We start from the raw sequence: 25,959 nt of genomic DNA on the forward strand, positions 1-25,959 counted from the left end.
GAGGACGTCGGGGCGGCGCGGAACGCGGCGGCCGGGACGGGGGCCGTCGTGGACGGCCGGGGCGGGTCGGGTGGGCGGGGGCGCCCGGCAGGACGCCGGTCAGATCCGACAGGTGGCGCCCGCGACCCGCATCAGGTCGACGTGGCGGCGGTACCGGGGATGGTGCGCGGCGCGCACCTGCTCGGCGACGGTGCGCATGGGATCCTCCATCGGACCCGGCTGGAGCACCCGCACCCGCGTGCTGCGGGGGGTTGCTGCGGCGTCGTCGAGCCGGGTCTCTCGGCCGCTCCGGATGGTGTGCGTCCCGACTGTAGGTATCCGGTGCCCGACGGTGTCAACCCGCATCGCGATCGAGTGACCCGCACCGCAGCAGGTCTCCCGACCTGCGGAATCACCACCCGGATGCCGCGGAAGGTGTCCGGACAGCCCGCGGCCGTTCCTGGTTGGTGGACTCCGGGTTGTCCGGAGAGGTGACCACCGCGCACCCTGGACGGGTGACGACGAGCCAGCGGCGGCCCTCGCGCACCGCACGGCTCGTGGGGGACGCGACGGCCCCCGTCCCCCAGCGGCAGACGCGCACCGCGTGGCACGCGGTGCCCCTGCGCCCGACCGGCCTCGAGCCGTTCTGGCCGAGCCGGCGCGCCCCCGCCTACAGCGAACTCTGTCGCTGACCGGTCCCCGTCCCGCAGGCCGTCACGCCACGCCCCCGGCGTGCGACGCACCCGCCGGACCGGGAACCGCCCGCCGGACACCACTCCGGCCCGTCACCCGTCCCGCACCCCGGCACGCCCTCCCCGGCCGGCCGGCCCCGGCGCGCCGCGGTCGTCCCCGACCGCCCGCCCCCACGGAAGGACCCCGTTCCGCGATGTCCCCGCACGTCCTGCGCCCCGGATCCCGGGCGCGCACCGCCGCCGTCCTGCTCGCGCTGCTCACCGCGCTCGGGCTGCTGGCCGGCTGCTCCCGCGCCGAGGAGAGCACCACCGCCGCGGGCGCCACCTCCCCCGCGACCGAGGTCCGCCTCGGCTACTTCCCGAACATCACCCACGCCCCCGCGCTGGTCGGCGTGAAGCAGGGCCTGTTCGCCGCCGAGCTGGGGAGCACGACGCTCACCACCCAGACGTTCAACGCGGGTCCGGACCAGGTCAACGCCCTGCTCGGCGGCTCGATCGACGTGGCGTTCATCGGTTCCGGCCCGGCGATCAACGCGTTCACCAAGTCGGGCGGCGAGGCCGTGCGCCTCGTCGCGGGCTCCACCTCGGCCGGCGCCCAGCTGGTCACCAGCCCGGACATCACCTCGCCCGAGCAGCTCAAGGGCACGATCATCGCGACGCCCCAGCTGGGCAACACCCAGGACATCGCGCTGAAGACCTGGCTGTCGGAGAACACGCTCCCGATCGGGCAGGGCCCGGACGCGGTGACGGTGCAGAACATCGAGAACCCGCAGACCCTCGACCTGTTCAAGCAGGGCAAGGTCGCCGGCGGCTGGCTGCCCGAGCCGTGGAGCTCGCGCCTGGTCGACGCCGGGGCGAAGGTCCTGGTCGACGAGAAGTCCCTGTGGCCCGGCGGGAAGTTCCCGACGACCGTCGTCATCGTCCGGACCGAGTTCCTGCAGCAGCACCCCGAGACCGTCGAGGCGATCCTGCGCGGCGAGCAGAAGGCCATCGCCCTCATCCGTGACGACCCGGCGCAGGCGAAGACCGTCTCCAACGAGGCGATCGGCGAGATCACCGGCAAGCCGCTGGCGGCCGACATCCTCGACCGCGCGTTCACCGAGCTGTCCTTCGACTCCGACCCGCTCGCCTCGACCTTCCCGCAGCTGGCGAAGGACTCGGTCACGGCGGGCATCGCGAAGAGCGAGGCGGACCTGACCGGCTTCCTCGACCCGACCGCGGTCGACGCGGTCCGGACGAGCTCCGGGGAGGCCGCCGTGGACCCGGCCGGCCTCGCCCGGAACTGACACCACCACCCACGAGGGGAACCCACCGATGACCGTCGACCTCACCACCCGACGTCCCCCGACCCGCGACACCGCGGTGGCGCTGTCCGGGGTCGCCAAGACCTTCGGCACCGGGCCGGGGGCGGTGACCGCGCTCAACGGGATCGACCTGCAGGTCGGCGCCGGCGAGTTCGTCTGTGTGCTCGGCGCGTCCGGCTGCGGCAAGTCGACGCTGCTGAACCTGCTCGCCGGGCTCGACGCCCCGACGGCGGGCGAGGTCACGGTGGGGTCCGCCCGGCCGTCGTTCATGTTCCAGGAGGCCGCGCTCATGCCGTGGCTGACCGCGCTGCGCAACGTCGAGCTGCCGCTCAGGCTCGCCGGGCACGGCCGGTCGGCCCGGCAGGAGCGCGCCGAGGAGCTGCTGTCGCTGGTGCGTCTGGAGGGCATGGGCGGCAAGCGTCCGCACGAGCTGTCCGGCGGCATGCGCCAGCGCGTCTCGCTGGCCCGGGCACTCGCCGCCGCGACCGGTCTCGGCGAGGACCAGGGCACCGGCGGGCTGCTGCTGATGGACGAGCCGTTCGCGGCCCTCGACGCGATCACCCGCGACGTCCTGCAGGGCGAGCTCCTGCGCGTCTGGCGGGCCACCGGCACCACGATCGTGTTCGTCACCCACGACGTCCGCGAGGCGGTCCGGCTCGCCGAGCGGGTGGTGCTGCTGTCCTCGCGGCCCGGCACCGTGGTGCGGGAGTGGACGGTGCCCGCCGACGGCCACGACGCCGAGGCCCAGGCCGAGCTGCACGACGACATCACCGGACGACTGCGGCAGGTGATCACCAGCCATGCCGCGTGAGGACTCCTCGATGACGGTCGTCGAGAACGACCGGGACTCCGCCGCCGCGGTCGCCGGGCTCGACGCGCTCGACACCCCGGTCGAGCGGACGACACCGTGGTGGCAGCGGTTCCTGCGGACCTGGCTGCCGCCGCTGGTGGCGCTCGTCGTGATCGTGGTGGTCTGGCAGCTCGTGTGGGCCTCGGCGGTCACGCCCGAGTACAAGCTGCCCGCCCCGGCCGACGTGGCCGCCGCGTTCGGCGAGACCGTCGCCAGCGGCGAGATCTGGTCGATCCTGTGGACCTCGGTCAGCCGCGCCGCCCTCGGCTTCCTGCTCGCCCTGGTGATCGCCACCCCGCTCGGTGTGGTGGTCGCGAAGGTGCCGGTGGTGCGTGCGGCGATCGGCCCGCTGCTCACCGGTCTGCAGTCGCTGCCCTCCGTGGCCTGGGTGCCGGCCGCGGTGCTGTGGTTCGGGCTGACCAACGCCACGATCTTCTTCGTGGTGCTGCTCGGCTCGGTGCCCTCGATCGCGAACGGCCTGGTCGCGGGCATCGACCAGGTGCCGCCGATCCTGCCCCGGGCGGGCCAGGTCCTGGGCGCGACGGGCTACCGGATGGCCCGCTACGTCCTGCTCCCCGCGGCGCTGCCCGGCTATCTGGCCGGCTGCAAGCAGGGCTGGGCGTTCTCCTGGCGGTCGCTCATGGCCGCGGAGATCATCGCCGCCGGTCCGGCGCTGGGCGTGGGGCTCGGCGCCTACCTGAAGAACGGCGCCGACGTGAACGACATCGTGCAGGTGTTCGCCGCGATCCTGCTGATCCTCATCGTCGGCATCGGGGTCGAGCTGCTGGTCTTCCGCCCGCTGGAGCGACGGATCCTGCGCGCCCGGGGGCTGGCACTCACCGTCTGACCCGGGCGACGCCCGCAGGATCGGCACGCCGTCCCGGTCCATCCACACGAACTGTCCACTGTAGATCTCTCACACCTCGGGACACCTGTCCGGACGGCCGTGATCACGGCTCCCACCAGGCAGGATGCGAGTGATCCGGGTCGCCGGAGGCTTGGGCGGCACCCGGGGTGGCGGCTAGCGTGGCGACCGTGACCGGATCGGTGCTGCTGACCACGCGGGGGCATGTCGACCTCGCGCGCGTGGCGGCGGCACTCTGTCGACCCTGAGCCGTCGTCCCGAGGCGACCTCCCGAGTCGTCCCCGGGCGGCACCCGTCCCGCTCCGCGCGCCCGTCGGGCCCGCGCACCCCGCCGTGGCCCCGCCCGGCGTCCCCGCCGTCGTCGCCCACCGCCGCGCGCCCCTCTCCGGAAGGACCGTTCATGACCACCACCTCCCCCGCCCCCGCCGGCACCGACGGCGTCGCGGGCCGGACCGCCTGGACCGACGAGCAGCTCGACGCCGTCTTCGCACCGGTCTTCGCCCGGATCGCCGAGGGCGCGGTGACCCGCGAGCAGGGCCGCACCCTCGCCCACGACGAGGTCGCCGCCCTGCGCGCCGAACGCTTCGGTGCGCTGCGGCTGCCCGTCGCCCTCGGCGGCTACGGCGCCACCGTCCGCCAGCAGTTCCGGCTGCTCGTCGACCTGGCGGCCGCCGAGTCGAACCTGCCCCAGGCGCTGCGTGTGCACTGGTGGTACGTCGACGACCTGCTGCTCGCCGCCCCGGGCCCGGACCGCGACGCCCGGCTGGCCGCCGTCGCCGGGGGTGAGCTCGTCGGCAACGCCATCACCGAGCCCGGCGTCGGCGCGATCGACCGCTACCGGACCGCGCTGACCCCGGACGGCGACGGCGGCTACCGGCTGAACGGCACGAAGTACTACTCGACCGGCAGCCTCTACTCCGACCGCATCCTCGTCGCCGCCGACCTCGACGGCGAGCGGGTCTCGGTGCTCGTCGACGGCGACGCCGAGGGCGTCGTCCAGCACGACGACTGGGACGGCTTCGGCCAGCGCCTCACCGCCAGCGGCACCACCGTGTTCACCGACGTCGCCGTGTCCGCCGACCGGGTCCTCGGTCCGGGCTACGGCTCCGCCGGCCGGTCCTGGGGCACGTCCTACCTGCAGCTCGTCCAGCTCGCCGTGCTCGCCGGCATCGCGCGTCGCGCCACCGACGACGTCGCCGGCTGGGTGCGGGAGCGCACCCGCACCTTCACCCACGCCGCGGCCGACCTGCCCCGCCACGACCCCCTGGTCCAGCAGGTCGTCGGGCGGCTGTCCGCCGCGGCGTGGTCGTCGCGGGCCCTGGTGCTGACCATCGCCGACCAGCTCGACCGGCTGCTCGACGCGGGCGGGGAGGACCCCGATCTGCTCGACCGCGTGGAGCTCGACGTCGCCCACGCCCAGGCCGCCGTCATCCCGGCCGTGCTCGACGCCACCACCCAGCTGTTCGAGGTCGGCGGCGCGTCGATCACCTCGGAGAAGCTGCGCCTGGACCGGCACTGGCGCAACGCCCGGGTGATCTCCACGCACAACCCGCTGATCTACAAGCTGCAGACGGTCGGGGACCACGTCCTCAACGGCACCGACCTGCCCTACGCCTGGAGCGCCGGCAAGCGATGACCCGCGGGGTCGGGGCCTCCGTCGTCCGCGACCACGCCGGGCGGGAACACGACCGGCCGCACGGTGTTGCACCGGTAGGAGACCGCTGAACCCCTCGGGAGGCCGTTCATGGCGCGCAAGCAGATCCACCTGGCCGCACACTTCCCGGGCGTCAACAACACCACCGTGTGGAGCGACCCGGCGTCCGGCAGCCACATCGAGTTCGAGTCGTTCGCGCACTTCGCGCGAACGGCCGAACGGGCGAGGTTCGACTTCCTGTTCCTCGCCGAGGGCCTGCGCCTGCGCGAGCACCGCGGCGAGATCTACGACCTCGACGTGATGGGCCGCCCGGACACGTTCACGGTCCTGTCCGCGCTGGCCGCGGTCACCGACCGGCTCGGCCTGGCCGGGACGATCAACTCGACCTTCACCGAGCCCTACGACGTCGCCCGCCAGTTCGCGTCGCTGGACCACCTGTCCGGCGGCCGGGCCGCCTGGAACGTGGTGACCTCGTGGGACGCGTTCACCGGCGAGAACTTCCGCCGCGGCGGCTTCCTGCCGAAGGAGAAGCGCTACTCCCGGGCCAAGGAGCAGCTGGCCGCGACCGCCGCGATCTGGGACTCGCGCACCGGTCCCGACGACCGCGGGGAGTTCGCCTACACCTCAGACCAGTTCGACGTGCACGGCCGGTTCTCGCTGCCGCGCAGCCCGCAGGGCCGCCCGGTGATCCTGCAGGCGGGTGACTCCGAAGAGGGTCGCGAGTTCGCCGCCGCGTCGGCCGACGCGATCTTCTCCCGGCACGCCGAGCCGGAGGCCGGACGCGCGTTCCTCGCCGACGTGAAGGGCCGCCTCGCCCGCTACGGCCGGGCGTGGGACGACCTGAAGATCCTCCCCGCCGCGACGTACGTGCTGGGCGACACCGACGCCGAGGCCGCCGAGCGCGCCGAGGTGATCCGCTCCCAGCAGGTCAGCCCGCAGACCGCGATCGTGTTCGCCGAGCAGCTGTGGAACACCGACCTGTCCGGGCGCGACCCGGACGGCCCGCTCCCGGAGTTCGACCCGGTCGAGGGCGAGCTCGTGTCGAAGGGCCGGGCCAGCGTGCGCCAGTACCGGGACCCGAAGGCCGTCGCCGACCAGTGGCGTGCCCTCGCCGCGGAGAAGAACCTGTCCCTGCGCGAGACGGTGATCGAGGTGACCGGGCGGCACACCTTCGTCGGGAGCCCGCGGACGGTCGCCGACGCGATCGACGACGCCGTGCAGTCCGACGCCGCGGACGGCTACGTGCTGGTCCCGCACGTCACCCCGGGCGGGCTCGACGAGTTCGCCGACCGGGTCGTGCCGCTGCTGCAGGAGCGCGGGTCGTTCCGCACCGAGTACACCGGGACGACGTTGCGTGAGCACCTCGGGCTGCCGGCCGTCCGCTCGACGACCGACCCGACCGAGGCGGCGACGGCGGCCCCGTCCACGACCTGACCGCGCTCCCGTGACCGGCGCCGCGGCACCGGGTGCGGGTCAGGCGCGCTCGTCGTCGCGGCCCTCGGCCTGCTCCCGGGCGACGTTCTCGCGGTGTGCACGGACGGCGATCCAGGCCATCGCGGCCGGGATCCCGAGCAGCAGCCCGAACGACAGCAGCCCGGCGACCCAGTCGCCCGGCACGATCACCAGCACGATCACGGTGATCGCGACGGCCTGCAGGATCCGGTCCGCGCGGCCGCCCGCGGCGCGCGCGGGCCGGTGCGGTGCGGTCAGTTGGGTGTCCAGGTCCGGGTCGGAGCGGCGCAGCTCCTGTTCGAGGCCGGAGAGCCGGAGCTCCTCGTCGCGGTCCAGGGGGCGCGCCACCGGGCGTGGGTCGGGGTCGCCGGTCCCGCCGCCGGGCGACGGGGGCGGCAGGGGCGGGGGTGTGACGGACATCGTGACCTCCTCGGTGCCACCGACCGGGTTCCCGCTCCCGGGGGCAGTCATCCGGGATGTGCGGTAGACGTCACCGATCCTACCGAAACGGACATACTCCCGCCGCTGCACGCGGCAGGTCCCGGCGGCAGGATCACCCGCATGGAACGCTGGACCGATCTCGTCGAACGCCACGACCCCGCCGGAGTCCTCGACCGGCTCGACGGACGGCCCGCCCACGAGATCGCCGACGCGCTGGCCCGGATGGAACCGGTCGACGCGGGCTGGGTGTTCCGGCTGCTCGGCAAGGACCGCGCGCTCGACGTGTTCGAGGAGCTCGACCCGGTCGACCAGCAGGAGCTGTTGGCGGGGCTGCGCGGCGACGCGGTGACCGCCCTGGTCGAGGACATGGACCCCGACGACCGCGCCCGGATGCTCGGCGAGGCGCCGGCCAAGGTCGCGAACCGGGTGCTGGCCGGGCTGTCGGCCGGGGAACGGTCGATGACCGCGGCGCTGCTCGGCTACCCCGACGGCTCGGTCGGGCGGGTGATGACGCCGGAGACCGTCGCCGTGCCGCTGCACAGCAGCGTGACCGAGGCGCTGGCCGTCGTGCGGCGCAAGGGCGCGCAGGCCGAGACGGTGTACACCCTCGCCGTCACCGACGCCGGGCGCCGGGTGACCGGCACCGTCTCGCTGCGCGACCTGGTGCTGGCCCGGCCGGACGCCGCCGTCGCCGACCTCGTCGACGACGGGGCGCCGCGGGTGCGGGCCACCGACGCCGCCGAGGACGCCGCACGCCTGATGGGCGAGGCGAACCTGCTCGACCTGCTGGTCGTCGACTCGGAGGACCGGCTGCTGGGTCTGCTGACGATCGACGACGCCGTCGAGATCCTGGAGCGCGCCGACACCGAGGACGTCGCCCGCCAGTCCGGTGCGGCGCCGTGGTCGGGCCACTACATGTACGTGCGGGTCTCGAAGCTGGCGCGCACCCGCGCGGTGTGGTTGGCGGTGCTGCTGCTCGCCGCGGTGCTGACGGTCAACGTGCTGCAGATCTTCGAGGACGCACTCGAGCAGGTCACCGCGCTGGCGCTGTTCATCCCGCTGCTCGTGGGCACCGGCGGCAACGCCGGTGCCCAGTCGGCGTCGGCTGCGGTCCGGGCGATCGCCGTCGGGGAGGTGCGCCTGGCCGACCTGCCCGCCGTGGTGTGGCGGGAGCTGCGGGTCGGGCTGCTGCTGGGCACCCTGCTCGGTGCGCTGGGGCTGGCCGTCGCGTCGCTGCTGGTCGGGATCCAGGTCGCCGTCGTGGTGGCGGTGACTCTGGTGGCGATCTGCGGCTGGGCGGCGACGGTGGGCGCGACGATGCCGTTGCTGGCCCGCCGGGTCGGGATCGACCCGGCGGTGGTGTCCGCTCCCCTGGTCACGACGCTCGTCGACGCGACCGGGCTGCTGATCTACTTCTCGGTCGCCCGGGTGGTGCTGGGGATCTGATCCGCGTCCACGGTCGCGTCGTCCGCGCCGTCGGTGTCGGGTCCGGCGACCTCCGGGGCTGCCGGGTCGGCCGCGGCGCGGCGCCGGGAGACGATCAGGCTCGCGACGGCGGCGACGGCGATCGTCCCGGTGATGACCAGCAGCGACAGCCAGATCGGCACCTCGGGCACCGGCACCGGCTGCCCGTCGTTGATGAACGGCACGTTGTTCTCGTGCAGCGCGTGCAGGGTGAGCTTCACGCCGATGAACGCCAGGATCACCGCGAGGCCGTGCGCCAGGTAGATCAGGCGCTCCAGCAGGCCGCCGATGAGGAAGTACAGCTGGCGCAGGCCGAGCAGGGCGAAGGCGTTCGCGGTGAACACCAGGAACGGCTCCTGGGTGAGACCGAAGATCGCCGGGATCGAGTCGAACGCGAACAGCAGGTCGGTCAGCCCGATGGCGACGATGACCAGCGCCATCGGGGTGAGGAGCCGCTTGCCGTCGACGCGGGTGACGAGCTTCGCGCCGTCGTACTCGGTGGAGGTGGGCAGCACCTTGCGGACCAGGCGGATCAGCTTCGAGTCACCGGCGTCGGCCTGCTCGTGGTCGTCGGAGGACATCGCCTCGCGGATCTGGGACCAGGCGAGCCAGAACAGGATGACCGCGAACAGGTAGAAGACCGCGACGAACTGCTCGATGATCACCGCGCCGACCGCGATGAACGCACCGCGCATGACGATCGCGATCGCGATGCCGATCAGCAGCACCTTCTGCTGGTGCACCTTCGGCACCGCGAAGCTGGTCATGATCAGCAGGAAGACGAACAGGTTGTCGACCGACAGCGCCTTCTCGGTCAGCCAGCCGGCCATGTACTCGCCGCCGTACTGCCAGCCCGAGAAGACGCCGACACCGACGCCGAACAGCAGGGCGATCGCGATGTAGCCGGCCGACCAGATCGCCGACTCGCGCAGCGTGGGCTCGTGCGGGTCACGGGCGTGCCCGACGAAGTCGAACACGAGCATGCCGGCGACGACGGCGAGCGTGGCCAGCCACACCCAGAGGGGAACGTTCACGGCGGGGTCCTCCAGCGCAGGTAGGGGCGCTGAAGGTCTCCTCCGCCCGCCGCGGTGACCGCGGTGGACCGGCGCAACCGGGACCGGCTCGGGCCGGTGCCGTGATGACGGCGACGCCGTGTTCGGGAGTACTCCCCTTCGACTGTGCAGAACGCTAGGGCATGGCCCAGGGTTCCGACAGTGGGGGGTACGCGAGCCTCGTCACATCTGTCCGTTTCCGCCGATGACCTCCCGGGCGGGCGGCGCCGTCGTCGTGGGCCCGCAGGGTGGCCGCGGGACCGGCGAGCGTGGCGCGGTCCTCAACCCGCGGCGAGCCGGACGGTCGCGGCGTCGCGGGCCGGCTGCACCGGACGCGGGGCGGCGGGCAACCTGCGGACGGCGGCGCGGGCCGTCGCGGAGGCGGCCGCCCGCGCGGCGGCCGGGCGGACCGGGGCGGCCCCGGTCCCGGCCGGACGGGTCACGACGGGCAGCGGGCCGGTACCCGACACGCGCGGCGCCGGGACGGTCGCGGCGGCGACGTGCGCGGGCCGCGCCGGCTCCTCGGGGAGGACCGGCGGCACCGGCGTCGCCGGGCCCGCCGCGTGCACCGCGACAGCCGGCTGCGGCCGGGCCGGGGCGGGCGCGTCACGGAACGGCGTCGGGACCGGCGACGGCCGGGTGTGCCCGCTCCCCCGCTCCAGGCGCTCGCAGCGCTCCCGGCCCCGGCCCGTCACCCGTGCGGCCAGCCGCAGCGCGGTGCGCGGTGCCTCCAGGTAGCCGACCAGCGCCCGGTACACCCAGCCCGGCGCGGACAGCGTGCGGCCGCGGGCGAGGTCGTCGAGCGAGCGGCGCACGACATCGCGGGGGTCGAGCCACAGCGGGCCCTGCGGGTCGTCGTCGGTCCGGATCCGGCCCGCGGCGACCGCGGTGACGGTGACGCCGGTGCCGTGCAGCGACGCCGCGACGGTGTCGCTGAACGCCAGCACCCAGGACTTCGACGCGCCGTAGGCGTTGCCGCCCGAGGCCAGGTACCCGGCGAAGCTCGCGATGTTGAGCACGCCGCCGCGGCCGCGGGCGGTCATCGCCGGGACCGCGGCGCGGGTGAGGCGCATCAGGGCCGTCACGTTGAGGTCGATCTCGCCGGTCAGCGCCTCGACCGGCGCCTCGGCGAAGACCGCGTCGGTCTCGACGCCCGCGTTGTTGACCAGCAGCTCGATCGGCAGGTCCCGGTCGGTGATCCGGCGCTCGACGGCGGCCAGCCCGGCCGGGTCGGTGAGGTCGGCGGGCAGGATCTCGACGATGGCGCCGGTGGCGCGGCCGATCCGCTCGGCGACGTCGGCGAGGCGGGCGGCGTCGCGCGCCACGAGGACGACGGACCATCCGCGCTCGGCGAGCTCGTGGGCGTAGACGGCGCCGAGCCCGCGGCTCGCTCCGGTGACCAGTGCAGTCGGCATGTCGACGACGCTAGGGACGGTTCGCTGTGGCGCCCCTGAGAAGGCCCGCCCCGCTGAGAGCCCGCTGAGACCGGCCCCGCCCCGGCGGTACGGTCGGGGCCGCACGGTCGAGGGGAGGTGGTGTGGTGCAGCAGATCGGTGAGGTGGCCACGCGTGTCGGGCTGTCGCTGCGCACCATCCGGCACTGGGACGAGCTGGGGCTGGTCACGCCGTCGGCCCGCAGCACCGGCGGCTTCCGTCTCTACACCGAGGACGACGTCGAGCGCCTGCGGTTCGTCAAGACGCTCAAGCCGCTCGACCTCGGCCTGGACCAGATCCGCGCGCTGATGGCGGTGATCGACGGTGCCCGCGCCGACCTCGACGCGGGCCGCCCGGTCGGCGACGACGCCCGGGACCGGCTGGCGCTCTACCGCACCGCCGCCGAGTCGCGGATCGAGGCGCTGCACGCCCGGATCCACGGGCTGGAGCTGCTCTCCCGCGAGCTGCGGGCGCTGTCCGAGCCGCGGACCGGCGACGCGGACGACTAGCGCGGCGACGGCAGTCCGCGCACCGCGCCGAGGTCCTCGGGCACGTCGACGTGGCGCCACAGGTCGTCCAGCCCGGTCAGCGGGCGGTCCGGCAGGGCGGCGTCGAGCACCTCGTGCAGGCGGGCCCTGGCGTCCTCGGCGCGGGCCGCGGCCAGCAGCGCCGCACGGGGCACCGGACCGTGGCCGAACAGCTCACCCACGAAGTCCAGCACCTCGACCCGGGTGACCGGTACCCGATCGGGGTCGGCGGGACGGTCGTCCTGACCCATGGCACCCTCCTCCACCCGCCGGGTCCGCCCGGCACGTGCACCGGCCGGACCGTCGGAGGACCGGACTCTACCCTCACACGCCGGGAGGGTTGCCCGGCCCGCCCCGACGAGGGGCACACTCCGTTGCCCGTCGCAATGCCATCTGGGCTAACGTGCGCGGCCATTCGCATCAACCAGCGGTGGTCGATCAAGCCGAGGAGGCCCCTGTGGCAGGCAAGTTCGAGGTGTACGAGGACCGGGGCGGGAAGTTCCGGTTCCGGCTGAAGGCGAGCAACGGGCAGGTCGTCGCCGTCGGCGAGGCCTACGAGAGCAAGTCGGCCGCCCACAAGGGCTGCGAGGCGGTCCAGCGCGCCGCCGAGGGCGCCACCGTCGTCGAGACCGACGCCTGAGCGGACCTGCCGGGGCCGGTGTCGCGGCCCCACCGGCAGCCCGCCGGACGCGTCCGCTCCGAGACGGGTCGGAACGCCTCCGGCGGGTGGTCGCACACGGTCGCACACCATGCAGGACCTGCTCGCCCGCTTCAGCGACGGCGCCGCGGTGTTCGTGACGCCGCCGCACGCCCGGACCTGAACCGCACCGCGGTCCCCCGCCCCGGGTTGTGGGCCGCCCGGGCCGGGGTTACGGTCGGGCTGCCGGAACCGGGCACGCAGGACACCGCCGACGCGGGTCCGCCCGCCCACCGGTCCACACGAGATCCGTTCAACCGTGCAGCGGACCCCGCACCTGCCATCGGCGATTGCGAGGGACCATGCGAAGTCCCACTCTGCCCACCCGGCCCGCGACGACCTCCCGCGACGGCCGACGGGGCTACGACGACCTCATCCCCGATCTCGACCAGCTGGCCGGGACCCCGCCGGGCACGCCGGGCCGCGATGCATTGCGCGAGTACGTGATCCGCGAGTTCCGTCCACTCGTGCGCAACCTGTCCCGCCGCTTCGCCGCCCCCGGCCGGGGCGTCGAGGACATCGAGCAGGCCGGCATGCTCGGCCTGGTCAAGGCGGTCGACCGCTACGACCCGTCGTCGGCGACCGGCGGCCCGCTCGGCTACCTGGTCCCGAGCATCCGCGGCGAGATGAAGCGCCACCTGCGGGACTACTCCTGGGCGGTGCGGGTCCCGCGTGACCTGAAGGAGCTCGCCGTCACCGTCGGCCGGGTCGCCGACGAGATGGGGCAGCGCCTCGGTCGCCCGCCCCGCCCCTCGGAGATCGCGGCCGAGGTCGGCGTGCCGGTCGGCGAGGTCGTCGATGCGCTCGGCGCGCTGGAGTCGCACCACGCCAAGTCCCTGGACGCGCCGGTCGGCGACGACGGTTCCGGTGAGGGCCTGTCGCTCGCCGAGCGGATGGGCTCCGACGACCCGGCCCTGGACCTCGCGGCGCACGGCCCCGGGATGCGTGCGGCGCTCAACGAGCTGCCCGAACGTGAGCGTCGGATGCTGGTCCTGCGCTTCTACGGCGACCGGACCCAGTCCCAGATCGCCACCGAGCTGGGCATCTCGCAGATGCACGTCTCGCGGCTGCTGTCACGGACCCTCGCGCGGCTGCGCGAGCGGCTGGCCGACAACTAGGGGAGCCCCGCCGGGCCGCCGGCCGCGGCGGGGCCCGGACGCTCAGCCCGGCAGGGTCTCCCCGCCGACCGGTGCGAGCACCTCACCGGTGTAGTACGACGACAGCCGCGGCGCCGCGAAAAACACGAAGGACGGCGCGATCTCGTCCGCGGACGCGGGACGACCCATCGGGGTCTGCTCCCCGAACCCGTCGACCGTGTCGGGCGGCATGGTCGCCGGGATCAGCGGCGTCCACACCGGACCCGGGGCGACGCAGTTGACCCGGATGCCGCGGGGGGTCAGCGACTGCGCGAGCGAGTAGGTCAGCGACTGCACCGCGCCCTTGGTGGCCGAGTAGTCGATGAGGCTCCTGTTCCCGCGCAGGCCGTTGATCGATCCGGTGTTCACGATCGCGCCGCCGTCGGGCAGGTGCTCCAGGGCCGCCTTCGTGACCCGGAAGTAGCTGTGGATGTTGACCTCGAAGGTCCGCAGCCAGGCGTCGTCCTCGATGTCGGTGAGCGCGTCGACCGGCCCCTGGGTGGCGACGTTGTTCACGACGGTGTCGAGCGCACCCAGCTCCTCGACGGTGCGCCGCACGATGTCGGCGCAGTGCGCGGCGTCCCCGAGGTCACCGGGAAGGGTCAGGCAGCGCCTCCCCTCGGCGCGGACGAGCCCGGCGGTGTGTTCGGCGTCGTCGTGCTCCTCCAGGTAGGCCAGGGCGACGTCGGCGCCCTCCTTGGCGAACGCGACGCACACCGCGCGCCCGATGCCGGAGTCACCACCGGTGACCAGGGCGACGGTGCCGGCGAGCAGGTCGCGGCCCTGGTAGCCGCGCATCTCGTCGCGGGGCCGGGGGTCCATCGCACCGGTGTCACCGGGCGGGGTCTGCTGCTGGGCGGGCGGGCTGTCGGACACGGGGCTCCCTCTCGATCGGTCCGTGACCGGCGACGGGACGAGCCCGCCGACGGGCCGGGACGGTGCGCCGGGGTGCGACCGAAGGGGGACCACGGCCGCACCCGTCGGCCACGCCGCGCCTACCCGCGTCGCCCGGGGCGAAACGGCTGCGTGTGCGCGCCCGCCGGTGGGGTAGTCCGGTCCCCGTGCGGCCGTCCGGTCGCGCGGCACGAGAGGAGACCCGATGGACGCGGAGCGGGCACGCACCCTGCTGACCGACGAACTGGACCAGCTGGAGGGCAGCTCGGCGGTGACCGAGCGGCCGGCGCCGGGTGACGACCGCGTCGGCGAGGGTCTCGACTTCGGAGACGAAGGCTCGCGGGCCTACGAGACCATGGCCCACGACCTCGACGAGAACACCCGCCGGGCCCGCACCGCGCGGGTCCGGGCGGCGCTGACCCGTCTGGACAAGGGCGAGTACGGACGCTGCGACGTGTGCGGCGAGCAGATCGACGACGAGCGGCTGGAGGCGCGCCCCGACACCGACCGGTGCCGCGACCACCCCGAGGACGCCGCACAGATGGCCGGCCCCGTCGAGGGCTGACCCGGACGCGGACGGGCCCGGCACCCGCTCGGGGTGCCGGGCCCGTCGCGTCGTGCGAGCGGGTCAGGCGGTCGCACCCTCCGGGTGCACCGGGTGCTTCCCCTCGGCGAACTCCTCGATCAGCTTCGCGCAGAACGCGTCGAGGTCGTCGGGGTTGCGGCTGGTGACCAGGCCCTTGTCGTTGACGACCTGCTCGTCGACGACGGTCGCGCCCGCGTTGCGCAGGTCGGTCCGGATGCTCGGGAACGACGTGAGGGTGCGGCCCTTCACCACGTCGGCCTCGACCAGCGTCCACGGGCCGTGGCAGATCGCGCCGACCGGCTTGCCCGCCGTGAAGAAGGCCTTCACGAACGCCACCGCGGTGGCGTCGGCGCGGAGGTTGTCCGGGTTCACGGTGCCGCCGGGCAGTACCAGCGCGTCGTAGTCGTCGGCGGACACGTCCGCGACGGCCCGGTCGACGTCGAGCTTCTCGTCCGGGTTGATGTCGGCCGACATCGACTGGATCGGGTCCGTGGACAGCGAGACCACCTCGACCCGGGCGCCGGCCTTCCGCAGCTCCTCGCGGGGCTGGACCAGCTCGACCTTCTCCACGCCGTCCGCGGCCAGGATCGCGACGGTCCGGCCCTGTAGTTCGTTCGCCACCGTGGGTTCCTCCTCGGTCTCGTGCTCGTGTGTTGTCCCCTCCCGACTTCCCGCTGTGCGCACGATCAATCGCGCACGACGGGACCGGGCACTGTCACCGTGCGCCGCGCCGGGCTACCCTGTCATCTGAGTAGCGCAGCGATACCCAGGAGGCGGGGATGGACGCACGGACGGCGGCGGCGTCCCAGGTGTGCTCGGTGGCCCGCACCGCGGCGCTGCTGGCCGACCCGTGGACGGTGCTGATCGTGCGCGACCTCGGCCGCGGGGTCGCCCGCTTCGACGAGCTGGCCCACGGCCTGGGCGTCGCACGCACCGTCCTGAGTCGGCGGCTGTCCGAGCTGGTCGGCGACGGCGTCGTCGAACGGGTGGACTACCGCGAGCCCGGCGCCCGGACCCGCGCCGAGTACCGCCTGACCCGCCGCGGCCGCGACCTGGGCGTGGTCCTGGCCGCGCTCATGGACTTCGGCGACCGGCACCTCGCCGGCGACGCCGGCCCGCCCGTGGTCCGCGTGCACACCGGCTGTGGTGCCCCGGTGCGCCTGATGAGCGTGTGCGCCGCCGGACACCGCCTGGGCCGCGCCGACGACGTCCACCTCGAACCGGGCCCCGGAGCCCCCGTCCCCGAGCAGGAGCCACGATGACCTCCGCAGCAGAACCCACGACCGGCCCGGCCACCGCCCCGCGCCGCCGCGAGCACGAGTGGACCGACCCGATGGTGCTCGCCGCCGCCGCGTCCGGTCTGGACGGACTGGAGTACCTGCGCCGGATCGTCGACGGCCGCCTCCCCGGGGCGCCCATCGCGAGCCTCGTCGGGTTCCGGGCCGTCTTCGCCGAGCACGGGCGCGTCGCGTTCGCCTTCGAACCCGGCGAGCACCAGTACAACCCGATCGGCTCGGTGCACGGCGGGGTGTACGCCACGCTGCTCGACTCCGCCTGCGGGTGCGCGGTGCACTCCACGCTCCCCGCCGGGACCGGCTACACCAGCCTGGACCTGTCGGTGCGCTTCCTGCGCCGGATCACCGTCGACACCGGCACCGTGACGTGCACCGGCCACGTCGTGCAGGCCGGGCGCCGCACCGCGCTGGCCCGGGCCGAGCTGACCGACGCCGAGGGCCGGTTGCTGGGCGAGGCCACGTCGAGCTGCCTGATCCTGCCCGGCGGCTGAGCCGTCTCAGCGCGGCGCGACCGGGCCCTGGGTCGGCGCGCTGCCGGAGCGGTCGGCGCGCTGCGCGGCCTCCACACAGGTCGCGGAGCGGACCGCGCCGGCCGCGTCCGGGCCGGTGGCGTAGAGCGACGGCCCGGGGAGCCCGGGGGTGAGGGCGAGCGCGTCGTCGGTGACGGCGGCGAAGCCCTGCCGCCCCCACACCCAGACGGCGCGGTCCCCGGCGCCGCGCAGCGTGCCGGTGATCGGCGCCGAGACGAACGTGAGGTCCCCGTCGGTCGCGGTGAACCGGTCGGCGCCGGGCACCGCACCGACCGGGAGCGCACCGGACAGCGCGTCGACGAGGGTCCCGCGGGCGGGGGTGCACGAACGCAGCGCGGCGGCCGGGTCGTCGACGGCGAGCCGGGCGAACTCGGTGGCCGGGTCGATCTCGCGGGACGCGCGCGCCTCCCCCGGCGCGACGAGCGCGCCGAACCCGACGACGACGGCGGCCAGCACTCCGGCACCCACCAGAAGGACCCCGGCACACCAGGCGACGGTCCGCAGGACCACCGACCCGGATCCGCTCATGACCCCAATCTATCCGCGCATCGGGGCATCGGCCCCGCGAAGACATGATCGGTTATCGAGCGGTGACACCGGCCGGGTCGCGCACGGCCCCGTTCGGGTCGGCCCGGTTCCGTTCCGCATTCGCGTGGGGTAGTGCGCGGAATGCGTCCACCGCACTATTCCGTCACCACGGGTGGACGTTCTCCTACCGGCCGTGACCGTGGCCGGGACCGGCGTGGTCGTGCCCGGCGTGGTCGTGCCCGGCGTGGTCGTGCCCGGCGTGGTCGTGCCCGGCCGGGCGGGCGGCGAGGCCCGCGGCCCGGGTGGACACGTCGGCCCCGCCGAGCCGACCCGCGGCGACGAGCGCGTCCTCGCAGGCGGCGAGCCAGCAGCCGTAGTACGGGGCGGCGGGGTCGGCGGCGATCCGCGCGACCAGCCGGTCGCGGAAGCCGTCCCAGGTGAACACCCCCGCCTCGGCGAGCGCGACGGCCAGCCCGAACGCGCGTCCCTCCCAGGGCGCGGTGAACACCAGCTCGCCGTTGGCGCGCGGCGGGGCGGCGGGGCCCGCGACGTCGAGCAGCGGAGCGCTCACGACGGCTCCACCGCCTCGGCGACCCCGACCATCGCGTCCCGCCCGACCAGCCCGGCGAGCTCCTCGGCGGTGAGTCCGTCGGTGCCCGCGGGCCGGCGCGGCAGCACCAGGTAGCGGACCTCGGCCGAGGAGTCCCACACCTCGATCCGCCGCTCCGGGGGCACGTCGAGCCCCATCTCGGCGAGCACGGTCCGCGGCTCCCGCACGACCCGGGCGCGGTAGGCCGGGTCCTTGTACCAACTCGGGGGCAGTCCGAGGACCGGCCACGGGTAGCAGGAGCACAGCGTGCAGACCACGACGTGGTGCACCTGCTCGGTCTGCTCGAGCACCACCATGTGCTCGCCCTGCGGTCCGGTGAACCCGAGCGAGGCGATGGCCGCGGTGCCGTCGCGCAGCAGCCACTCCCGGAACCGCGGGTCGGTCCAGGCGCGGGCGACGACCGTCGCGCCGTTCAGCGGGCCGACGTCGCGTTCGTAGGTGCGCACGAACCCGTCGACGACGGCCGGGTCCACCAGCCCCCGTTCGACCAGCAGCTCCTCCAGCGCCGCGGTGCGCAGCGCCGGACCGGGATCGTCGTCGGTCATCGTGGCTCCAGGTAGGACTCGAACAGGTCGGCGTGCACGGTGACGTGCGGGTCCGCGCCGGGGCCCCACACGTCCGGCGCGGCGAACGCGACGGTGTACACGTGCTCGGGGTGCTCACCGGCGAACACCGCGTGGGTGTCGGGCAGTACGTGTGCGGGCCGCACCGCGGTCACGGCGCCGGGCGTCCCGCGCAGGTAGCGCGGGAGCTTGCACGGCCCGCGGCCGACCGGGCCCGCCGACGGTGCGGGCGGAGCGACGTCCGGGGGCTCGCGACGGGCGCGGACCGGGTCGCCGGGGGCGAAGCGCGGCGCGGCGTCGACGGTCCGCAGCGACCCGGGCGCGGTGGGCGCGTAGTCGGGCTTCGCGACCGGTGGGTCGGTCGGCTCGGGCACGTCCTCGCCGCGACCGCGCCGGGCCCGTGCCTCCACCGCGCCGCGCGCCAGGACGCCCGAGTCGACGAGCATCAGCTCGGCGGCGTGCAGCCAGCGGCCGTAGTAGCCGTCGTCGAGGTAGCGGGCGCGGTCCAACCGGGACAGTGCGTGCCGGAACGCGTCCAGGTTGCGCCCGGAGATGCGACCCATGGTCAGCGCGGTGAGCGCGAAGGCCCGGCCCTGCCACGGCTCACCGAAGGGCGGTTCCGGCTCGACGTCGGCCGGCGCCGTGACCCGCCCCCAGCCGGAGGCGCCCCCCAGGTCGGACGGGTCGTCGGGATCGTCCACTCAGGACCCCAGGGCGAGGACGTTGCAGACGTCGCCGCGGCCGCCGGTCGAGGTCAGGCCGCGCTGCGAGCGGATCCGCTCGGCGAGGAACGCCGCGTCCGCGCCCACCCCGGAGAACCGCCCGGACCCCCAGGTCCACTGCCAGGGCAGACCCAGGAAGAACAGCCCGGGGACGGCCGTCGCGCCCCGGCTGTGCACCGGCGAGCCACGGCCGGTGAACACCCCCAGGTCGATCCAGGAGAAGTTCTGCCGGAACCCGATGCACCACACCACGGAGGTGATCCCGGAGCCGTCGAGCGCCAGCTCGGTGACCTCGCGCTCCGGACGCCACACCGGGGTGTAGCGCTCCTCGACCGGCGCGTCGACACCCTGCTCGGCGATCCAGCCGTCGATGGTGTCCTTGATGGACTCACTGACCTCGTCGGCGTGGTCCAGTGAGGACTCCAGGTCGGGGGCGAAGGTGAGCCGGCCGCCCGCGTGGTCGGTCAGCGCACCGTAGAGCTGCATGCCCTCGGCGGCGAAGCGACGCAGGTCGATGTCGCGACCGCCGTCGCGCCCGGTGACGTAGTGGTTGGCCTGGGCGCGCACGGCCTCGCGGCGCGGGTGCCGGGTCACCGGCATCCGGTAGTAACCCATCTCGTCGAGCCAGTCGGTGACGTCACGGCCCCGGTAGAAGCGAGCCACCCGCGGCGCGTGCCCGACGACGAGGTGCACCCTGCGCCCCTCCAGGTGCAGGTCCTCGGCGATCTGGGCGCCGGACTGCCCGGACCCGACCACCAGCACCTCCCCCGGCGGCAGCTGGCCGGGGTTGCGGTAGTCCTGGGACCCGATCTGGGTGATACCGGCCGGCAGCGGCTCGGACAGCGGCGGGGTGAGCGGCGTGTGGTAGCCGCCGGTGGCGACGACGACCTGGTCGGCGGTGCACGTCCCGGCGGAGGTCTCCACGACGAAGGTCCCCCGCTCGTCACGGTGCAGCCGGGTCACCGCGACGCCCTCGAGCAGCGGCGGGTCGACGAACGCCCGGTAGGCCTCCAGGTAGTCCACGATCTCGCCGCGGACCATGAACCCGTGCGGGTCCGGCCCGGCGTAGGGGAAGTCCGGCAGGTCGCACTGCCAGTTCGGCGTGACCAGGCTGAACGTGTCCCAGCGGTGCCGCTTCCAGGAGGAGGCGACGACGTCGCGTTCGAGCACGAGGTGGTCGATGCCGCGCACGTCCAGGCAGCGGCTCATCGACAGCCCCGCCTGTCCGCCGCCGACGACGACCACCGTCCGGTGCTCGCCGTCGAGCTCGGTCGGCGGAGTGCGCCGGTCCTCGCGCCGGATCACCGCGGTCATGGGGCCTCCTCGTGGGGGATCAGGGGAACGGCCCCACGGTCGACCTGTCGTATTACCGAATCGTGTCGTTCGGACGACGGGAACATTGCCCCGTGTTACGCAACACGACGGTCACAAAAAGCTGATCCGGAATTGTCGTCGTAGTCCGCTCTCAACGTTCCTGCAACAGATCACTGGTGTCGTAGTGCTCGCCGGAAACGGTGGGACCCGATTCCATCGCATTCTCCCTACCCCGGCGCTCCCACGCACCCGTATTCCCGGCGTGGATCCGTCACACCACGAGGAGTATCCCCATGACCAGCGCCGAGCTGTCCGACGTCGAGAAGAAGAGCCTCGAGGAGATCCCGCACCCCTCGCTGCCCGAGGGTTCGAGCATCTACGGCGGCACGAAGGTCTTCCCGGACCTGCAGGCCGAGGACGGCGAGACCTACTTCACCCTGGTGCACGGCATCGCGCACGAGTCCTCGGTCAGCTTCGTGGCCGTGCTGCAGGCGACCCGTGCGCTGCGCAAGGGGTTCGAGTCGGCCATGTACTTCTACGGTCCGGGCTCGCTGAACTGCCTGGCCACCCGCGGCTTCCCGACGACCGGCACGTCCGCGTTCCCCGGCGAGCACAACATCAACGACCAGCTCAAGACGTTCATGAGTGAGGGCGGCAAGGTGTTCTGCTGCCGCTTCGGGCTGTCGCTGCACGGTGCCCGTGAGGAGGACCTGATCGAGGGCGTCATCCCGACGCACCCGCTCGACGTCCAGGACGCGCTCATCCACTACGCCCGCAAGGGCGCGATCATCAACTCGACGTACCAGCTCTGAGGACACGGCGGGACGCCACCGCGTCCCGCATCCGCACCGAGATGCAGCTCAGGGCGCCGCGTCGTCCGTCGCGGCAGCCGTGGGCTGCATCTCGGCGCGGGCGGGTGCGCCGGTCGCACCCCGCCGTACCCGGCCCGTCACATCCCCGGAGGTCCGTCCGCATGTCCGCACCGTCCCGTACCGAGCCCGGTCTGCGGGCCCGCGCCGAGCTGGCCGTCCGCGGCGTGGGGCTCGACCCCGACACCGGGCCCGACACCGGGCCCGAGCGCCCCTCCGGCGTGACCGACCTCGGGTCGGTCATCCCGCTGCGCCGCCCCGGCGGGGCCGGGCCGTCCGCCGACGGTCACGTGCTCGTCGACGGGCTGGCGACCACGGTCCCGATCGTCGCCGACTCCCCGTACCGGCTCCGGGACGGACGGCTGCTGCGCCGCGAACCCGGCGGCGGCGTGACCGACATGGGCGTCGCCGTCGACACCGTCGCCCGGCCCGCCTTCTACGACCTCACCACCGCCGACGGCATCTCCTACGAGAAGATCGCCCGCCTGCACGGCGACGACGTGCTCGCCTCCACCGTGGTCCAGACCTGCGTGCGCTACGGCGAGGCCGACCGCTGCCGCTTCTGCGCCATCGAGCAGTCCCTGGAGTCCGGCGCCACCACGGCGGTCAAGACCCCCGACCAGCTCGCCGAGGTCGCCGAGGCCGCCGTCCGCCTGGACGGGGTGCGCCAGATGGTGCTGACCACCGGCACCTCCAATGGACGTGACCGCGGTGCCCGGCACCTGCTGCGCTGCGTGCGCGCGATCCGCGAGCGGGTCCCCGGGCTGCCGATCCAGGTCCAGTGCGAGCCGCCCGCCCCCGACGACCTCGGCGTGCTCGCCGAGCTGGCCGCCGCGGGCGCCGACGCGATCGGCATCCACGTCGAGTCCCTCGACGACGACGTCCGCCGCCGCTGGATGCCCGGCAAGGCCACGGTCCCGCTGTCCCAGTACCGGGCGGCCTGGGACGAGGCCGTGCGGGTGTTCGGCCCGAACGCGGTGTCGACCTACCTGATCGTCGGCCTCGGGGAGGACCCCGACGAGCTCGTCGCCGGCGCCGCGGAGCTCGTCGCGGCCGGGGTGTACCCCTTCGTGGTCCCCTACCGGCCGCTGCCCGGCACCCTCGCGTTCGCCGACGGGGTTCCCGCTCCCGTCCCGGACCTGCTCGCCGACGTCACCGGCCGGGTCGCCGCGGTGCTCCGCGCCGCCGGGATGCGCGGCGCCGACCAGGCCGCGGGCTGCGCGGCCTGCGGGGCGTGCAGTGCGCTGTCGGCGGCGGGGGGCTGAGCCATGAGCACCACCGACCCCCGCCCCCGCTTCGTGAGCGGGGCACCCCGTCACCTGACCCCCGTCCCCCGCTGGATCGCCGACGAGCTGCTCGGCGGCCGCCCGGTCGCCGGCACCGACACCCCGCCGGTGACGATCCGCGAGGCCCGCGCCGACGACGCGGGCGACTCCGGCGTCGCCGGGTACCGGGCGCTGCGCCGCGCGGTGTTCTGCGTCGAACAGGGGCTGTTCCCCGACCGGCCCACCGCCGACCTCGACGACCACGACGCCGATCCGCGCGTCGTCGTCCTGCTCGCCCACGACGTCGACGGGACCCTGCTCGGCGGGGTGCGCCTCGGCCCGGCCCGGGCGGCCCACACCGACATCGGGTGGTGGACCGGCAGCAGGCTGGTCGTCGCCCCCACCGCGCGACGCCGCACCGGGGTCCGCGTCGGGGCGGCACTGGTCCGCGCCGCCTGCGCGCGTGCCGAGGCCGCCGGCGTCCTGCGTTTCGACGCCGACGTCCAGGCCGCGGGTGCGGTCCTGTTCGACCGGCTCGGCTGGACCCGGGTCCGCGACTGCGAGGTCGCCGGGGCCCCGCACGTCACGATGCGGTGGCCGGTGACCCGCGTCCAGGACCTCGTCGTCGCCACCAAGGCACCGCTGGGTGCGCTGGTCGGCGGCCTCGGCCCGGCCGGGTTCGTCGGCGACGACGGCGCCCCCGTGCCGGGCACCGACGTCGTGGCCTGCTGCGACGCGATCGTGCCGGCGATGGTCGAGCGCGACCCGGAGTGGGCGGGCTGGGCCGGGGTGCTGGTCAACGTCAACGACCTCGCGGCGATGGGTGCCGCCCCGGTCGGGCTGCTCGACGCCGTCGGCGCCCGGGACGCCTCGTTCGCCCACCGCGTGCTGAGCGGGGTACGCGCTGCGGCCGACGCCTACGGTGTCCCGCTGCTCGGCGGGCACACCCAGCTCGACGTGCCCGCGGCGCTGTCGCTGACCGCGCTCGGACGCACCGACCGTCCCGTCCCCGCCGGTGGCGGCCGCGCCGGGCACCGGGTCCGGCTCACCACCGATCTCGGCGGCGGCTGGCGTCCCGGCTACACCGGACGTCAGTGGGACTCGACGACCTCGCGCACCCGCGCCGAGCTGGCCGCGACCGTCGGCGCCATCGGTCCGGACGCACCGCACCGCCCCGCCGCGGCGAAGGACGTGTCGATGGCCGGGCTCGCCGGCACCCTCGGCATGCTCGCCGAGGCCTCCGGCGTCGGCGCCGTCCTCGACGTCGCCGCCGTCCCCCGGCCGGACGGCGCCACCGCGGGCGACTGGTTCACCTGCTTCCCCGGATTCGGCCTGCTCACCGCGGACGACCCCGGCGCACCCGCCCCCGACGCGGGCCCCGCGGTCTCCGCCGAGTGCGGCGAGCTCGTCCCCGGTGCCGGGGTCCGGCTGCGCTGGCCCGACGGCGAGCAGACCGAGGCCGTCACCGCGGGTGTCACCGGCATGGGCCGCGCCGGCGCCCCCGCCCACCACCCCGAGGAGATTCGATGACGCCCACGACGTTCGGCGCCGCCGCGCAGGGCTTCGTCCGCGACCTCGACGAGGACTTCGCCCGCATCGCCGCCACGATCGACCGGGCCCGCGCGGCCGGGGTGCAGGTACTGGCGCTTCCCGAGGCGGCGATGGGCGGGTACCTGTCGTCGCTGCACGACGTGCCCGGCACCCCCGCCGACCGGCCCCCGCAGCTGGACCCGGACGGACCGGAGGTCCGGCGGCTGGTCGCACTGGCCGGGGACATGGTCGTCGCCGCCGGGTACTGCGAGACCGGGGACGCCGCGTCCGGCGGGCGGCCCTACAACTCCTGTGTCGCCGTCACCGGGGACGGGGTGCTCGGGCGGCACCGCAAGGTGCACCAGCCGATCAACGAGAACTCCAGCTACGCCGCGGGTGACCGGTTCGCCGCGTTCGACACGCCGTACGGCCGGACCGGCATGATGATCTGCTACGACAAGGCGTTCCCCGAGGCGGCCCGTGCGCTGGCCGACGACGGTGCCCGGACCGTGCTGTGCCTGTCGGCGTGGCCGGCGTCGCGGACCAACCGTGCCCCGGTCCTCGCCGAGGACCGGTGGGCCCGCCGCTTCGACCTGCACGACCGCTCCCGGGCACTGGAGAACCAGTTCGTCTGGGTCTCGGCCAACCAGGCCGGTACGTTCGGCGACATGCAGCTGGTGGCGAGCGCCAAGATCGTCGACCCGGGGGGCGAGGTGCTGGCGACGACCGGCAGCGAGGCCGGACTCGCCGTCGCGACCGTCGACGTGGACGCGGAGGTGGACGCGGCCCGCCGCGTGATGGGGCACCTGCGTGACCGCCGTCCGGCGGCCTACGGGCCGGGCCCGGTCCGCGCGGGGGTGTGAGGTGCGCGTCGCCGCGGCGGCCGCGAACTTCACCCGCGACGTCGCGTTCGACCTGGAGCGGATCGGTGTGATCGTCGCGCACGCCCGGGAGCAGGGCGTGAGCGTGCTGGTGCTGCCCGACGGCGCGCTCGGCGGCTACGTGCACGACCTGCGCAGCCCCGATCCCGCCGACCCGGACGACGGCGCGGTGCTGCCGCCCGAGCTCGACCCGGACGGCCCCGAGGTGCGCGCGGTCGCCGCGCTCGCCCGGGAGATGGTGGTGTGCGTCGGGTTCTGCGAGGCCGGCCCCGAGCCGGGCGTGCGGTGGAACTCCGCGGTCTGCCTGACCGGGGACGGCGTGCTCGGCAGGCACCGCAAGGTGCACCAGCCCGCGGGTGTCGCCGGGCTGTTCGCCGCCGGGGACGGGTTCACCGCGTTCGACACCCCCGCCGGGCGGATGGGGATGCTCATCGACCACGACAAGACCTTCCCCGAGTCGGCCCGCTCGCTCGCGCTCGACGGCGCGCAGCTGCTGGCCTGCCTGTCGGCCTGGCCGACCTCGCTGACCAATCGGGCCCCCCGGATGGCGCAGGACCGCCAGGCCCGGCTGTTCGACCTCTACGACCAGTCCCGCGCCGCCGAGAACCAGGTGCTGCTGCTCTCGGCGAACCAGAGCGGGCGCAACGGTTCCCTGCACTTCCTGGGCCGGGCGAAGGTCGTCGGGCCGGGCGGGGACATCCTGGCCCGCACCTGGTCCAAGGGCGGGCTCGCCGTCACCGACGTCGAACCCGACGAGATGATCGCCTCCGCCCGCGCGGTGCTGCACCACCTCAAGGAACGCCGACCCGACCTGTACCGGGGCTGA

General features: G+C 74.7%; 30 protein-coding genes. 18 read left to right on the top strand and 12 right to left on the bottom strand.

Annotation, left to right across the window (positions count from 1 at the left end; translation table 11 throughout):
• Positions 1-99 precede the first annotated feature (99 nt).
• Complete coding sequence (locus ZF1_RS18970) at positions 100-198, bottom strand: putative leader peptide (protein WP_337825869.1); 99 nt, start codon at positions 196-198, stop codon at positions 100-102.
• A gap of 667 nt (positions 199-865) precedes the next feature.
• On the opposite strand from ZF1_RS18970, the gene ZF1_RS18975 reads away from it, so the two are divergent.
• The 6 genes from ZF1_RS18975 to ZF1_RS19000 all read left to right on the top strand — a co-directional run bounded on the left by ZF1_RS18975 (position 866) and on the right by ZF1_RS19000 (position 6,778).
• Positions 866-1,957, top strand: coding sequence for an ABC transporter substrate-binding protein (locus tag ZF1_RS18975; RefSeq protein ID WP_357439642.1), 1,092 nt, complete (start codon positions 866-868; stop codon positions 1,955-1,957).
• Between the two features lie 28 nt (positions 1,958-1,985).
• Positions 1,986-2,786, top strand: a complete 801-nt coding sequence (locus tag ZF1_RS18980; protein WP_357439650.1) for an ABC transporter ATP-binding protein — start codon at positions 1,986-1,988, stop codon at positions 2,784-2,786.
• Entirely contained in the window at positions 2,776-3,672 is an 897-nt protein-coding gene (locus tag ZF1_RS18985; protein WP_465878440.1) for an ABC transporter permease, read from the top strand. The genes ZF1_RS18980 and ZF1_RS18985 overlap by 11 nt, the downstream gene beginning before the upstream one ends.
• A gap of 200 nt (positions 3,673-3,872) precedes the next feature.
• Positions 3,873-3,938, top strand: coding sequence for a putative leader peptide (locus tag ZF1_RS18990; RefSeq protein WP_357439709.1), 66 nt, complete (start codon positions 3,873-3,875; stop codon positions 3,936-3,938).
• Between the two features lie 152 nt (positions 3,939-4,090).
• Positions 4,091-5,326 (top strand): acyl-CoA dehydrogenase family protein, encoded by a 1,236-nt coding sequence (locus tag ZF1_RS18995; RefSeq protein ID WP_357439656.1) that lies wholly within the window; start codon positions 4,091-4,093, stop codon positions 5,324-5,326.
• Between the two features lie 108 nt (positions 5,327-5,434).
• Positions 5,435-6,778, top strand: coding sequence for an NtaA/DmoA family FMN-dependent monooxygenase (locus ZF1_RS19000; protein WP_482637950.1), 1,344 nt, complete (start codon positions 5,435-5,437; stop codon positions 6,776-6,778).
• Between the two features lie 39 nt (positions 6,779-6,817).
• On the opposite strand, the gene ZF1_RS19005 is transcribed toward ZF1_RS19000, so the two are convergent.
• Complete coding sequence (locus ZF1_RS19005) at positions 6,818-7,216, bottom strand: DUF3040 domain-containing protein (RefSeq protein WP_357439662.1); 399 nt, start codon at positions 7,214-7,216, stop codon at positions 6,818-6,820.
• A gap of 141 nt (positions 7,217-7,357) precedes the next feature.
• Between ZF1_RS19005 and mgtE the strand changes: the two genes are divergently transcribed.
• Positions 7,358-8,683 (top strand): magnesium transporter, encoded by a 1,326-nt coding sequence (mgtE, locus tag ZF1_RS19010; RefSeq protein ID WP_357439665.1) that lies wholly within the window; start codon positions 7,358-7,360, stop codon positions 8,681-8,683.
• Here the strand turns inward: mgtE and ZF1_RS19015 are convergent.
• Both ZF1_RS19015 and ZF1_RS19020 read right to left on the bottom strand, forming a co-directional pair.
• Entirely contained in the window at positions 8,647-9,735 is a 1,089-nt protein-coding gene (locus tag ZF1_RS19015) for a TerC family protein (RefSeq protein WP_357439668.1), read from the bottom strand. The genes mgtE and ZF1_RS19015 overlap by 37 nt on opposite strands.
• Before the next feature lie 299 nt (positions 9,736-10,034).
• Positions 10,035-11,168, bottom strand: a complete 1,134-nt coding sequence (locus ZF1_RS19020; protein WP_357439671.1) for an SDR family NAD(P)-dependent oxidoreductase — start codon at positions 11,166-11,168, stop codon at positions 10,035-10,037.
• A 122-nt stretch (positions 11,169-11,290) separates the two neighbouring features.
• Between ZF1_RS19020 and ZF1_RS19025 the strand changes: the two genes are divergently transcribed.
• Positions 11,291-11,695, top strand: a complete 405-nt coding sequence (locus tag ZF1_RS19025) for a MerR family transcriptional regulator (protein ID WP_226366344.1) — start codon at positions 11,291-11,293, stop codon at positions 11,693-11,695.
• Here ZF1_RS19025 and ZF1_RS19030 read toward each other — a convergent pair.
• The gene (locus tag ZF1_RS19030; RefSeq protein ID WP_226357961.1) at positions 11,692-11,964 is read right to left on the bottom strand and encodes a hypothetical protein; all 273 of its coding nucleotides are present in this window, start codon (positions 11,962-11,964) and stop codon (positions 11,692-11,694) included. The two genes, ZF1_RS19025 and ZF1_RS19030, sit on opposite strands and share 4 nt — an antisense overlap.
• A gap of 206 nt (positions 11,965-12,170) precedes the next feature.
• On the opposite strand from ZF1_RS19030, the gene ZF1_RS19035 reads away from it, so the two are divergent.
• The gene (locus ZF1_RS19035; protein ID WP_178374004.1) at positions 12,171-12,353 is read left to right on the top strand and encodes a YegP family protein; all 183 of its coding nucleotides are present in this window, start codon (positions 12,171-12,173) and stop codon (positions 12,351-12,353) included.
• A gap of 359 nt (positions 12,354-12,712) precedes the next feature.
• Entirely contained in the window at positions 12,713-13,528 is an 816-nt protein-coding gene (locus tag ZF1_RS19040; protein ID WP_482637951.1) for a sigma-70 family RNA polymerase sigma factor, read from the top strand.
• Positions 13,529-13,570: 42 nt separating this feature from the next.
• Here the strand turns inward: ZF1_RS19040 and ZF1_RS19045 are convergent, their stop codons facing one another.
• Positions 13,571-14,368 carry an SDR family oxidoreductase gene (locus ZF1_RS19045; protein ID WP_357439712.1) on the bottom strand — a complete coding sequence of 266 codons (798 nt, stop codon included), beginning with the start codon at positions 14,366-14,368 and terminating at the stop codon, positions 13,571-13,573.
• A 277-nt stretch (positions 14,369-14,645) separates the two neighbouring features.
• On the opposite strand from ZF1_RS19045, the gene ZF1_RS19050 reads away from it, so the two are divergent.
• Positions 14,646-15,005 (top strand): TraR/DksA family transcriptional regulator, encoded by a 360-nt coding sequence (locus tag ZF1_RS19050; RefSeq protein WP_357439674.1) that lies wholly within the window; start codon positions 14,646-14,648, stop codon positions 15,003-15,005.
• 63 nt (positions 15,006-15,068) lie between these two features.
• Here ZF1_RS19050 and ZF1_RS19055 read toward each other — a convergent pair whose 3' ends face one another.
• Complete coding sequence (locus ZF1_RS19055; protein ID WP_482637952.1) at positions 15,069-15,647, bottom strand: type 1 glutamine amidotransferase domain-containing protein; 579 nt, start codon at positions 15,645-15,647, stop codon at positions 15,069-15,071.
• A 158-nt stretch (positions 15,648-15,805) separates the two neighbouring features.
• Between ZF1_RS19055 and ZF1_RS19060 the strand changes: the two genes are divergently transcribed.
• Both ZF1_RS19060 and ZF1_RS19065 read left to right on the top strand, forming a co-directional pair.
• On the top strand, positions 15,806-16,288 hold the full coding sequence (locus tag ZF1_RS19060; protein WP_405416192.1) for a winged helix-turn-helix transcriptional regulator: 483 nt from the start codon (positions 15,806-15,808) through the stop codon (positions 16,286-16,288).
• Complete coding sequence (locus tag ZF1_RS19065) at positions 16,285-16,812, top strand: PaaI family thioesterase (RefSeq protein ID WP_482637953.1); 528 nt, start codon at positions 16,285-16,287, stop codon at positions 16,810-16,812. Before ZF1_RS19060 ends, ZF1_RS19065 begins: the two co-directional genes overlap by 4 nt.
• A gap of 6 nt (positions 16,813-16,818) precedes the next feature.
• Here the strand turns inward: ZF1_RS19065 and ZF1_RS19070 are convergent, their stop codons facing one another.
• The 5 genes from ZF1_RS19070 to ZF1_RS19090 all read right to left on the bottom strand — a co-directional run bounded on the left by ZF1_RS19070 (position 16,819) and on the right by ZF1_RS19090 (position 20,588).
• The gene (locus ZF1_RS19070; RefSeq protein ID WP_482637954.1) at positions 16,819-17,379 is read right to left on the bottom strand and encodes a hypothetical protein; all 561 of its coding nucleotides are present in this window, start codon (positions 17,377-17,379) and stop codon (positions 16,819-16,821) included.
• Positions 17,380-17,563: 184 nt separating this feature from the next.
• The gene (locus ZF1_RS19075; RefSeq protein ID WP_482637955.1) at positions 17,564-17,950 is read right to left on the bottom strand and encodes a nitrile hydratase accessory protein; all 387 of its coding nucleotides are present in this window, start codon (positions 17,948-17,950) and stop codon (positions 17,564-17,566) included.
• Positions 17,947-18,534 (bottom strand): nitrile hydratase subunit alpha, encoded by a 588-nt coding sequence (nthA, locus tag ZF1_RS19080; RefSeq protein ID WP_482637956.1) that lies wholly within the window; start codon positions 18,532-18,534, stop codon positions 17,947-17,949. The genes ZF1_RS19075 and nthA overlap by 4 nt, the downstream gene beginning before the upstream one ends.
• Complete coding sequence (locus tag ZF1_RS19085; protein ID WP_482637957.1) at positions 18,531-19,253, bottom strand: SH3-like domain-containing protein; 723 nt, start codon at positions 19,251-19,253, stop codon at positions 18,531-18,533. Before ZF1_RS19085 ends, nthA begins: the two co-directional genes overlap by 4 nt.
• Positions 19,254-20,588, bottom strand: a complete 1,335-nt coding sequence (locus ZF1_RS19090; protein WP_224401976.1) for an MSMEG_0569 family flavin-dependent oxidoreductase — start codon at positions 20,586-20,588, stop codon at positions 19,254-19,256. It lies immediately after the preceding gene.
• 293 nt (positions 20,589-20,881) lie between these two features.
• Here ZF1_RS19090 and ZF1_RS19095 point away from each other — a divergent pair, with 293 nt between their 5' ends.
• The 5 genes from ZF1_RS19095 (at position 20,882) to ZF1_RS19115 (ending at position 25,959) form a co-directional block, all read left to right on the top strand.
• Entirely contained in the window at positions 20,882-21,400 is a 519-nt protein-coding gene (locus ZF1_RS19095) for an MSMEG_0572/Sll0783 family nitrogen starvation response protein (RefSeq protein WP_178374012.1), read from the top strand.
• Between the two features lie 161 nt (positions 21,401-21,561).
• Complete coding sequence (locus ZF1_RS19100; protein ID WP_482637958.1) at positions 21,562-22,722, top strand: MSMEG_0568 family radical SAM protein; 1,161 nt, start codon at positions 21,562-21,564, stop codon at positions 22,720-22,722.
• A gap of 3 nt (positions 22,723-22,725) precedes the next feature.
• Positions 22,726-24,252 carry an MSMEG_0567/sll0787 family protein gene (locus tag ZF1_RS19105; RefSeq protein WP_482637959.1) on the top strand — a complete coding sequence of 509 codons (1,527 nt, stop codon included), beginning with the start codon at positions 22,726-22,728 and terminating at the stop codon, positions 24,250-24,252.
• Positions 24,249-25,115, top strand: a complete 867-nt coding sequence (locus ZF1_RS19110) for a carbon-nitrogen hydrolase family protein (protein ID WP_482637960.1) — start codon at positions 24,249-24,251, stop codon at positions 25,113-25,115. Before ZF1_RS19105 ends, ZF1_RS19110 begins: the two co-directional genes overlap by 4 nt.
• A 1-nt stretch (position 25,116) precedes the next feature.
• Positions 25,117-25,959, top strand: coding sequence for a carbon-nitrogen hydrolase family protein (locus ZF1_RS19115; RefSeq protein WP_208824307.1), 843 nt, complete (start codon positions 25,117-25,119; stop codon positions 25,957-25,959).

It is taken from the genome of Pseudonocardia sp. ZF1, from assembly GCF_056835605.1.